The following is a 1,290-nucleotide window of genomic DNA, read 5'->3' as shown; positions in this document are numbered from 1 at the left end:
CCCAAGCTATTGTTCTACCGCGCCTTGCGCAAAGACTTTGCTGACAGCTCTTAAAGATGCTGGCGGAATGGCGAGAGTTCGAGCATCTCAGGCGGCAGCCCTGGAATCCTTCCGTAGCGATTATTCTGTACCGCGACGGCAGGACCATAACGGAGGCGAAATCAGAGCTCTCCGATGCGCAAACGACCTACTATCCGGTTTTGCTTCCCGGTTCGCGCGATGAAGGCGGCAGCACTCGCCGGGTTTCGATTCCACCGCGTTCTGCAAGCCAACGGCGTTGAAGCCACGTTGTCGATGCAGCATCGATCGCTGCGTCCCGTCCCCGGAGCGGGCCAAGAACGCATCATCCATGCCAGTATATTCGATCTGTACGCCCCAGAGCGATACCGCAAGGAGCGCGCTCGGCGGCATTGTTAACAAAGGCGTCAACGAGCTCGAACGTGTATCGGTGCAGCTCGCCGAGCTTGATAAAACTCTCGCCAAACAATCGCTCAAGGATCACGAGCTCTCCGGTTGATGACGCTACCGGGCGGACTTCCGTGGTTGCTTCAACAATCCTTTCATCGTTTGGCGATATTCCTTGGTTCCCGACTCCGGAAAAGCTGAGCAGCTACTTTGGCGTCGGGCTCAGCCCATTCAGCTCCGGAAACGTCGCGCCTGCACAGGTTGCCCAGTCGAAGGTGCGTGCCCGTGATTTGGCAAGAGCACCGTCGCGCTCACGCAGTTCTGCATTGGCCACATAGGTTGCTATCGCGCGGGCCATCGCGTTCACGTCCTCCGGGGGCACCAGCACACCAGTGGAGCCCATGACCTCGGGTATGCCGCCGACGGCCGTCGCTATCGAAGGACATCCTTGCGCACCGGCCTCAACCAACACTAGCCCGAAGCCCTCGATCTTTCCCTGTAGCTCTCGTGCGAACAATGTGTGGCACGCCGCACGGCGGTATAAGCGCTTTAAGTCGTCGTCGGACAGCCTACCGGTAGCGATCACTGGAACACGAGCTCGTGCCGCTTCATCCAATATCTTTGAGGCATAGGCCTGATCTTCGGCCCGTCCAGCCATCACAAAGATCGGATTGTCTAATCCGTATTCATCGCGCGCGCTCGCGATAGCCCGGACAGTTTCCAACTGGCCCTTCCGAGGCTCGATACGTCCGACTGCGCAAATGACGCTTGCAGCTTGTGGTACAGCTGCAAGTTGCGGGTGTTCAAAATTCCCATGGATTGGCTGAAACCACATGGGATCCACGCCGAGATACGTGACGACACCCTTCCGGGGCATTCCAAAAC

Annotated in this window: 2 protein-coding genes; one reads left to right on the top strand and one right to left on the bottom strand. The window is 58.1% G+C overall.

What is annotated here, in order from left to right; all coding sequences use genetic code 11:
* Window positions 1-349: 349 nt before the first annotated feature.
* The gene (locus EOA86_RS39115; protein WP_164892341.1) at window positions 350-517 is read left to right on the top strand and encodes a hypothetical protein; all 168 of its coding nucleotides are present in this window, start codon (window positions 350-352) and stop codon (window positions 515-517) included.
* Window positions 518-610: 93 nt separating this feature from the next.
* On the opposite strand, the gene EOA86_RS34995 is transcribed toward EOA86_RS39115, so the two are convergent.
* Window positions 611-1,290: glycosyltransferase (locus tag EOA86_RS34995; protein WP_128345658.1), on the bottom strand; the 680-nt coding region annotated here is incomplete at its 5' end.

It is taken from the genome of Mesorhizobium sp. M5C.F.Ca.IN.020.32.2.1, assembly GCF_004023105.1.
Classification (GTDB): domain Bacteria; phylum Pseudomonadota; class Alphaproteobacteria; order Rhizobiales; family Rhizobiaceae; genus Mesorhizobium; species Mesorhizobium wenxiniae.
Note: the sequence above shows the minus strand (reverse complement) of the source record. Positions and strands in the feature narration are given on the sequence as shown.

Coding starts and splice junctions, on each gene's coding strand:
- EOA86_RS39115 (WP_164892341.1), top strand. CDS start 350: ATGCCAGTATATTCGATCTGTACGCCCCAGAGCGATACCGCAAGGAGC.